This is a genomic window from uncultured Ligilactobacillus sp. (assembly GCF_948826705.1).
Taxonomy (GTDB): Bacteria; Bacillota; Bacilli; order Lactobacillales; family Lactobacillaceae; genus Ligilactobacillus.
The window spans coordinates 1-8,790 of sequence record NZ_CAQLEL010000082.1; the positions used below are offsets into that span (position 1 = coordinate 1).

Annotated in this window: 9 protein-coding genes; 6 read left to right on the plus strand and 3 right to left on the minus strand. The window is 33.5% G+C overall.

The window, feature by feature from the left end; all coding sequences use genetic code 11:
- Together Q9Q35_RS05650 and Q9Q35_RS05655 are read left to right on the plus strand one after the other, a co-directional pair.
- Window positions 1-640: MurR/RpiR family transcriptional regulator (locus Q9Q35_RS05650; protein WP_304652531.1), on the plus strand; the 640-nt coding region annotated here is incomplete at its 5' end.
- 278 nt (window positions 641-918) lie between these two features.
- Window positions 919-1,443 (plus strand): hypothetical protein, encoded by a 525-nt coding sequence (locus Q9Q35_RS05655; protein ID WP_304652532.1) that lies wholly within the window; start codon window positions 919-921, stop codon window positions 1,441-1,443.
- Between the two features lie 574 nt (window positions 1,444-2,017).
- Here Q9Q35_RS05655 and Q9Q35_RS05660 read toward each other — a convergent pair.
- Window positions 2,018-2,764, minus strand: coding sequence for a LytTR family DNA-binding domain-containing protein (locus Q9Q35_RS05660; RefSeq protein ID WP_304652533.1), 747 nt, complete (start codon window positions 2,762-2,764; stop codon window positions 2,018-2,020).
- On the minus strand, window positions 2,757-3,917 hold the full coding sequence (locus Q9Q35_RS05665; RefSeq protein ID WP_304652534.1) for a sensor histidine kinase: 1,161 nt from the start codon (window positions 3,915-3,917) through the stop codon (window positions 2,757-2,759). The genes Q9Q35_RS05660 and Q9Q35_RS05665 overlap by 8 nt, the downstream gene beginning before the upstream one ends.
- A 565-nt stretch (window positions 3,918-4,482) precedes the next feature.
- On the opposite strand from Q9Q35_RS05665, the gene Q9Q35_RS05670 reads away from it, so the two are divergent.
- From Q9Q35_RS05670 to Q9Q35_RS05680, 3 genes are all read left to right on the plus strand, one after another.
- Window positions 4,483-5,301 (plus strand): ABC transporter ATP-binding protein, encoded by an 819-nt coding sequence (locus Q9Q35_RS05670; protein ID WP_304652535.1) that lies wholly within the window; start codon window positions 4,483-4,485, stop codon window positions 5,299-5,301.
- Window positions 5,291-6,001 carry an ABC transporter permease gene (locus Q9Q35_RS05675; RefSeq protein WP_304652536.1) on the plus strand — a complete coding sequence of 237 codons (711 nt, stop codon included), beginning with the start codon at window positions 5,291-5,293 and terminating at the stop codon, window positions 5,999-6,001. Before Q9Q35_RS05670 ends, Q9Q35_RS05675 begins: the two co-directional genes overlap by 11 nt.
- A 64-nt stretch (window positions 6,002-6,065) precedes the next feature.
- On the plus strand, window positions 6,066-6,395 hold the full coding sequence (locus tag Q9Q35_RS05680; RefSeq protein WP_304652537.1) for a hypothetical protein: 330 nt from the start codon (window positions 6,066-6,068) through the stop codon (window positions 6,393-6,395).
- 140 nt (window positions 6,396-6,535) lie between these two features.
- Here the strand turns inward: Q9Q35_RS05680 and Q9Q35_RS05685 are convergent, their stop codons facing one another.
- A complete protein-coding gene (locus Q9Q35_RS05685) occupies window positions 6,536-7,522 on the minus strand; it encodes a hypothetical protein (RefSeq protein ID WP_304652538.1) in 987 nt (328 codons plus the stop codon).
- Window positions 7,523-7,800: 278 nt separating this feature from the next.
- On the opposite strand from Q9Q35_RS05685, the gene Q9Q35_RS05690 reads away from it, so the two are divergent.
- Window positions 7,801-8,790, plus strand: a 990-nt coding sequence (locus Q9Q35_RS05690; protein ID WP_304652539.1) for a helix-turn-helix domain-containing protein, incomplete at its 3' end; no start/stop codon positions are given.

Below are 8,790 nucleotides of genomic sequence, written 5' to 3' on the forward strand. Positions count from 1 at the left end.
GAGTGCGACCTATGCTTTTCATGCAGATGATAAAAAGTACTATGAAGAAGTCAGTGATGCCGAAACACCACGTTCACTCAAGAATAAATTAAAAGTCCGGATCAATCACATGGTAGAAACGACTAATGATGCTTTAGCTGATGAAGCGATCAAGACAGCTGTAACTATGATCGCAAACAAAGATCTGATCTTTGTTTTTGGGATCGGAGCTTCTGCGATCGTAGCCCAAGACATCTTCCAAAAATTCAGTCGGATCGGCAAAAAAGTGGTTTTTCTGCAAGATATCCACCTATTTGTGTCAGCACTAGCAGTTCACCAAAATGATGCTTTATTTCTTGCGATCTCGATGAAAGGTGAAACAAAAGAAGTCTTAGATATCGCTAAACTAGCACAAAAAATGACCATTCCACTTATTGTGATCAGTGGCCGAGAAGACTCGACGCTTGCCAAGTTAGCTGATTGTTTATTGCATTCAGTCTCAGGCGAAGATTACAAGATGCGTACTGCGGCTACAATGAGTCTGATGGCGCAACTTTATGTGGTCGATGTGTTATTTTACATGTATGTTTCCGAGCACTTTGCTCAAAGCTATGAAAAATTACAGCAAACAAAAGATGTTATCAAAAAGTTAGAACAATAATAACGGGGCTACCTTGATGCTTATTTTTAAGGTAGCTTTTTTTTGGATGAGTGCAACTGATTTTTATTGGTGGATCAGCACTCAATTACCATAACGCTCATATTTATATTCGGCACATATCCTTGTGTTTTGGATAAACCACTCGCTCAGTATGAATACACTAAAAAGATAATTATTACTTTTAATGAATGGATGTATAATTTGACAATTATGAATAATATTGTGTACAATAAACATTGTAAGAGGTTCCAAAAGTCAATGAAAAGGAGTGTTTAATAATGTTAGGAATTAGTAGTATGGTTAGTAAAGCTTATAAGTTAGCTATTCTAAGTTTATTTGCAATGATATCATTATTCGTTTATTCATCCAATGATGCTGTTTCTGCTAATTCGGTTGAGAACAATATGAATAATGTGGAATATGTAAATAATGAAGTTTCAAATGTTATTCAAAAAAATATTCGAGTTATTAAGCATATGGATGGGGCAGTTGAAGTATATATCAAAAATAAAGATGAAGTAGCTAAAAAACTTGCAGAAAATGGTTACTCGTATACTCAAGTAGACACTGTTTTAGCGCAGATCAATAATTATTTTGAAGAAAATAAAGATGAATTTGTATCTAGTTATTCTGTACTTCGCAAAGGAAGTGAAACTTGTGCGAAAGCTTTACAGTTTATTGGATATGTCCATTCAGGTGCTTATGCAGTTGCTGGGGCTTTATTAGGGATCACAGGACCAACAGTAGTGATTGCGCCAATTTTGATCGGACTGGTTTATCAAGCTGGATCGTTATTTTGTTAGGGGGGATCACAATGTTTAACAAATATTCTATGCAATATTTCGATAAATATTATCTTACAGTAGTATTTACAGCGTTAGCGCTTGTTTGTTCATGGGCTTTAGTAGGAACAACTACTCAATATATATTTTTCGTGCTCTTTAATTGTATTACTGTTTTTTGCGGTGAATATTTGATCAATAAGACATATGTCCTTCATACCAAAAAATATAATACTTTTAAAGGGATATTAGGTATCTGGCAATTACTTATTAGTTGCATTGTTTTATGGTGTTTTTCTATGTAAAAATCCGAGAACGATACACGACAAGGGGAGGTGCCTTGGTGACTAGTCAAAATAATACCGTCTATGAGATCACGGGTATTACAAACGTAATAAAAACAGGTGTAGCTTTAATAGACTATACCTGTTTTTTATGGACGATAAAGAGTACAGCACGGTATGGGAGAGATATAGATAGTAAAATAAAACAGGTCCAAACTGTTTAGGAGCTATTTCCAAACATATCTTAGCAAAGAGACAATAAGCTTTGTGAAAATAGACAGAACTATTCCTACAGAGCTTATCTAAAATATTTACTTTTTTAATAATTGTATTAGAGCGGCTACCTTTCGTATAGATACGGGGCAACTTATCTTTTCTTCTACATCAAAATAAATTTTTCTTTCTGTATAGTTATAAGAAACAATATTTTCTAGGTTGACCAAATATGATCGGTGGCACCGAAAGAGACGAGGGTGTGCCTTTTCGATAGATTTGAGGGCATATGAGACAGATATGGCTCTATTTTTACCATACAAGATAGTGGGATCATATCCAGTGGAGTCAGACTCAAAATAATAGATATCGTCCAATGGAATATTGAGAAACTTGTTACGATGTTTATATGTAAAGGTTTCTCGTTTCCTAACATATTGTAAATTATTGAGAGCTAACTTGATATCTTTACGGATCGAGTTTTGGATATCCTTTTCATTCATGTCTTTACCGATATAATCTAACGATGCGATCCGATTTCTTAAAGCTAGTAATGAGAGATCTACGTGTGAAGTTAGGAAGACAATGTCAGCATGAGGAAATTTAGTTCGTAATTTTTTAGCAAGTTGGATCCCGGCTAATTTATTAGAGGCTAAACCAATATCTAAGAAAAAAAGAAAATCTTTTGAATCATTTCTAGCAGTAAAGTCTAGTGTGTTTTGACTCGAGTCCGTATCCAAAACTACTTCGGCGTCTAAACCTTCAAAAGCTACGTATTTTTTTATGAATGACACGAGTTCCATTCGTTGAGCCAAGTCATCCTCAACAACAACTATATTAAGCATAATTTGTCCCCCCTAAATTATTAAAAGGTTCTACGGATATAGTAACAATGACCGTGTTATTAACAATAGCAATATCAAACTGCATATTTTGATTATCACCAATGATTTTAGTAACGATCGGAAGTCCATGCCCATGCCCCTCACCTTTTAATGAATATCCTACTTTCAACCAATTATTGAGGTCGGAAGAATATTCCAGCGCTAAAGTGTTTTGGACAATAATATCGTATCCTTGGTCACCAAAAGAATCTAAACATAGGTTAACAATAGGATCAGTTTGATCTTGGGTCGCTTCAAGTGCATTATCCAGCAAAATAGATACAATTCGAATAATATCTATTTCGTTAACAATAAGAGAATGGATAGCGCCAGTAACGTCACAGTTGAAATCAATGCCTAAGAGATGTGCTTTATCAGCTTTTGAAATTATTAAACTCTTTAATGCCGTATTTTTCAGTAATGGCAGGGTAGCCGAAAATGTAGAAGTTTCATCAAAAAGATGCGTTTCAGAATAAGAAGTTAGCTCATTGAAATATTTTTTAAGTGAGGGACTCCCTTCCTTTTCGATCACTCCTCCTAGTGCTATCAACAAATTTTTATAATCATGTCTAAAAGAATCAATTTTATAATAATTATTTGATAGTTCTGCAGAATACTTTTCAAAGTCATGAAGTTGTTTTTGCTGTTTATAAATTAGTACACTATTGCGGGATGATGTGAGTAATAGTAAAAATACAAAAATCACAATTGCAATAGTAAAAAGAATAAAATTAACTGCAAAAATCAATGTAAAACTCGACATACCAGAATAATCAACTAAAGATTGAATTACCAAAACAAAGAGAAAAATGATCGTGCTCGCAATAAGCGCTTCTTTTTTATGTCCTACGAGTTGGATACTTTCTAAGATCTTGAAACGTTTAAATAGCCAAATTACAACTATGAACATAATAATTTCGAAGATGAGTGCCAAGAATACGACAGAAAAATGAAATAGCCCTTTTAAACAGAGACTGCTCAAAACTGCAAATTCTGCTATGATAACTCCAACAGTAGTGGAGACCATAAAACAAAATAAGTCATATTGGAAGTTTTTCCCTCGGATAAAGTAGATCAAACAATGGAACAACGGAACAAGCACAAACCCCAACATAGATATTGCTCCAAAATCAAGAAAAGTAATTAGCACTATGTAAATGAATTCGATGCATATCAGTTTTAAAGACAATTTCTTTGAAGACAGGACGTTAAATAAGGAAAAAAATAGAGCAGAACTAATAAAATCAAACGATAACAATTCAACTATATTTACTATCATCTAAATTTAGTTTTCTCACTTAAATTTAAACCAGATAAATTTGATAATAAAAGCAGAAAACATATCGCCCCCTCTCTGGTAAGATTGTACTCTAAAAGATAGCTTAGAGTCAAAAAATATTAACGCAGAAGTAAAACGTTTTAATCGTCGGTAATCATAAAAAAATCAACGTTTAAAATAAAAATCCAAAATTTGGATAAGATATAATAAAATTCTCATAGAAATAGAATTTTACTTACAAGTAGAATCAAATTTTCCCGTGGAAGTTAAAGCGACTTTAGAAATTCAGAGATACGACAGCCTGACGCTTTTTCATGGGTGCTTTATATAAATTAGATGAAAAAAGATGTCGAGTCATTAATTGATATTTTAAAAATAACCATAGATTGAGGGTGTAATTATGCATGTTTTGAACGTTAAAGAGCTAAGTTTTAAGTATAAAGATAGATCGATCCTAGAAAAGATAAATATAACGATCGATCAAGGCGATATTGTAGGGTTAGTAGGGGAAAATGGCGCTGGTAAGACGACTTTAATGAAGGTGATCTCTGGGATACTTTTGTCCTATACAGGAGAAGTGGAAGTCAATACTGATAGTATTGGGATCTTGATCGAAGAACCAAGTTTGTACAATGATATGACAGTTCTAGCAAACTTAAAATTCTATTGTAGATTGTATGCTAAGCCGTATTCAAAGATAAAAGAATTCAAGGACGTATTGAATGTCGGTAAATATCTAAATAAAAAGGTATCGAAACTTTCATTAGGAATGAAGCAAAGAGTAGGACTATTTGTAGCATTGCTAGCGTCAGAGGAATTGATATTACTTGATGAACCGACAAATGGTCTAGATCCAACTGGTACTGTGGAACTATTGAATTTGATAAAGAAGTTATCGCATGAATTAGGGATAACATTTATCATATCGAGTCATATTTTGTCAAACCTCGATAAGATATGCAATAAAAGTCTTGTTTTGAAGAATAAGCAGATCACCTTGATCGATTCTAGTGTTGGTCAATATAAAATATTTCCATATAACATTAGTCAAAAAGAACTTGTTTGCTTATTTGAGAAGGGCAAAATCGAATTTAAGAATAAAGGCAAAGATGTTATTGTTTCTGACATCAGTATTGCTGAAACGTTTCTAAAAGAAAACAAAGTTGACTATTATACAGAAGCGGTAAGTTTAAGCGAGGTGTATTTTAATGAAGAGTAAGCAAAAGATATTATTTTTTGTGCAGGATACATGCAGACTAAGTACGTTGATATTATTGATCATATCATTTCTGGCTGGTTTTAGTATTATTTATGCACGGCAAAATCTTGGAGGTGCGTATCGAGTAGAAAATATATACGCAATGTTTTCTACTATTTCAGATTTTTTGTTGATCTTTATGGCAGTGGATCTCCTTGGAAAGGAATTTCAAAGTAAGGCGATCAATATGATCAGAGTCAGCAATCGAAGTGATGTTGAGATAATAGTGAGAAAATTACTTGTCATGGTCGGATCAAGTGTAATAATTGCCTTAGTTGCTTTTAGCCAAGTAGCTATTGAATACTATATTTATGGTACGAACGTGAACTTAGTAAGTGTTTTAGGGCATCTTATTACTTCCTATGTCCTTTATGGGATATTTTTGTTTGATTTAGGGAGTGTTTTAGTCTTATTGATAAAAAATACACTTTATTCATTCATTGCGCTGTTACTTATTTTAAGATTAGGCGTACCTGTAATGAATATAGTTTCGAATATCGGTGCGACTAAAGCATTGGTGGGATATATACCGTTATCGTTTGCAGAGAACGCTTTTTACTTCGCAAATTACTCATCAAAGCAGATCTTGATCATGCTTTGCTGGGAGATCGTATTAACCATTTTGTTACCAATTATGTTTAGGCAGAGAGGTTATAAATAATGCTGAGCATAAGTTTGTGATCAGTCAAAGTGCTTTTAGTATACTTAGGCTAGAAAGGAAGGCGATGAAGATGGATAAGGCTTTACGACAAAAAGCTCACAGCTTAGTTAAGTTACTGGCAGATAGCTGTCAGCATACATTTGTTCCGACTAAGGATGAAAACGAACTACTAGAGCTTTTGGCAGATACTTTAAAAACTTTGAGTGATGATGGTGCTAGCTATAAGGCATCTGATTATGCATTGCTTCGTTTGTATAATTTATTTACTCGGTCGATCGGTTTTAAGGCTGTGACCTTAGCTCCGGAAACAAAAGCTTGCTTTTTGAATTTGGAAGCTTTTATCCAAGGTGAAGCCTTAGCTGATCTGCGTGGTGTTGGTGGACCAAAGTTTTGATGTCTTCCGACGAATAATTTTTTAGATGAGATATTAAATGCTAGCGAGATGAGTTCTTGCTAGCTTTTTCTATAAGAAAAGAGAGTACGATATGTTAAATCGTTACTCCCTGATCGTGTATATTTATTTTAAGCTTTTAATTAAGATTCTTCAGTATACTCGTCATTATCAGTATCAATATCTGCTTCATCAGAAGTGTCGGTGTCATCGTAACTATCTTCGTCGTAAGTTGCTTCGTTGCCAGCACTATCGTCAGTATTTTGTTCAGTAGATGTAGGCGGTACTTTTTTATCTACTGTAGTTGATGAACTTGTACCAGTATAATCTAGTTCAGAAATTCCACCTTCACCAATAATATCAGAATCTGTTCCGAAATATGAGCTGATATTTATTTTTAAATGATTTAAGGTAAATGGTGAGTTAGAGATCATGACAAAATAACCAGTTCTTCTAGTATTAGGTTGAAGTACCCCATCCATAGAATCATAACTATATGCATCGGTATTGCCTTCAAGTAGTGGGTAATCTTTTCCACTATCATCAATTGGAGATGCAAATGTGTATGATAGATCAATAGCCTTAGATCCATTATTACGTAATTCGTAGTAAATAGTTGCACGATAATAATAGTCATTTAGCAAAGCATAGTCATGCATATTATTTTCGGCATCATCTGTGGGCTCTTTTGACTTTTTGACTTTTTCATACACGATTTTTTTTATGGTGTATTGTGTATTATCAATTGGAGTGGTAGATTTATCGACTTTCACAGTGTATGGGGTAACTGATATTTTTTTTGAAATACTTTCGTTATTACCATTAACTGTTAGAGTATATTCGCCAGTATCTTTGAAAGATAAGCTAGCTTCTTTTTTAGAATTAAAACTTCTGGATTGGTATGTCTTCTTTCCCTTAGTAACTATGAATTTTGTATCGTCAAAATTGGTTTTTATAGTCATTTTTGCTTGATAATCTTTTGACAGCATAATAGTTTTATCTGCAGTCACTGTAAGGTTCTTAGATTTATCTTTAGAACTACAAGCGCTGATAATAAAAATTAGAGTTGTTAATAATAAAAGTATAGGAAATAAGTTCTGTAATTTTTTGATAGTCTTGATAGTGATCATTCCTTTCTAAAATATAAGATAAATAATTATCATTAATTATTATATTATCATATCATCAATATAAATAATGTGTATAATTTTTTTATTTAGTTTACATTATTAATAAATGATCAATTAAATTGCAATTTTAAATTTGATTCACTAAGATAAGGATAAAATAAAGTTGCTAGTCCAAAAAAGTGTACGAAAAAAAAAAGAAAAAATACTATTATGACGGGGCTTGGAGCAAAAAAAAAAAGAAAAAAAAAAGATTCTGTACGATTTGGGGAGGAACAAACATGAATTTTATCGATTTTTCAGAGCAGGCACAGCATAAACATTTTACTGAGCCTGCTGAAAGTAAGGAATTAGAATACAAGCTATCGCAAAGTAAGTTATCTAAAAGTTTTTGGGAGACAGTAAGTGCGTTTGCCAATACCGATGGTGGTTTGATCGTGCTAGGAGTTAGTGAAGATAAAAAGGGGATCTATCAAGTAGTTGGTGTAAAGGATGCAACTGAGATCAGAACGCAGATCTTTAATGGCAATAACAACCTCGAGTGTATCAGTCGACCGATCATCAATAATGATGATGTTTTGATCACAACTTATGAGCAAAAGCAATTACTCCAAGTGATCATTCATCCAGAGCAATACAATTCTCGTCCAGTCAGTGTAACTAAAGGAACCTATGTTAGAACAGATGATGGTGATCGTTTGGCAACAGAGGAACAACTAAAATATTTTGCGATCGAGCGGCAAGGGGAGATCGATACACGTCTGTTGAACAATTTTGGGCTAGATGATCTTGAACGGGCTGATCTACAAAGTTATAGATCATTGCTCAAAGCCAAAAAAGCTAATATAGCGACTGATACTAAAGAATTTTTATCGGATATCGGTGTTTTGAAAAAGGATCGAACCAGTAATGAAAATGAATTGAAACTATCAGAAGGAGGATTACTATTTTTTGGAAAATTCAGTGCGATCATGGATCGTTTTCCACGCTTTCAGTTGGATTACATGAAATATGCCAAGGATAGTGATATCGATTGGGAAGATCGTGTATCAGTTGGAGATATGAATTTTCCAAGCCTGAATATTTTTTCTTTTTATAATATCGTTTTACCCAAATTAGTAGCAGGGATCGATGATAAATATTTACAAGATGCTGATTTCACACGTGGTACTTACTATGCTGATCTTAAATTAGCTGTCAAAGAGGCCTTAGTCAATGCGCTGATGCATGCTTATTATGATGGGTATGTAGCAGTTAAGATCGTTGACCGA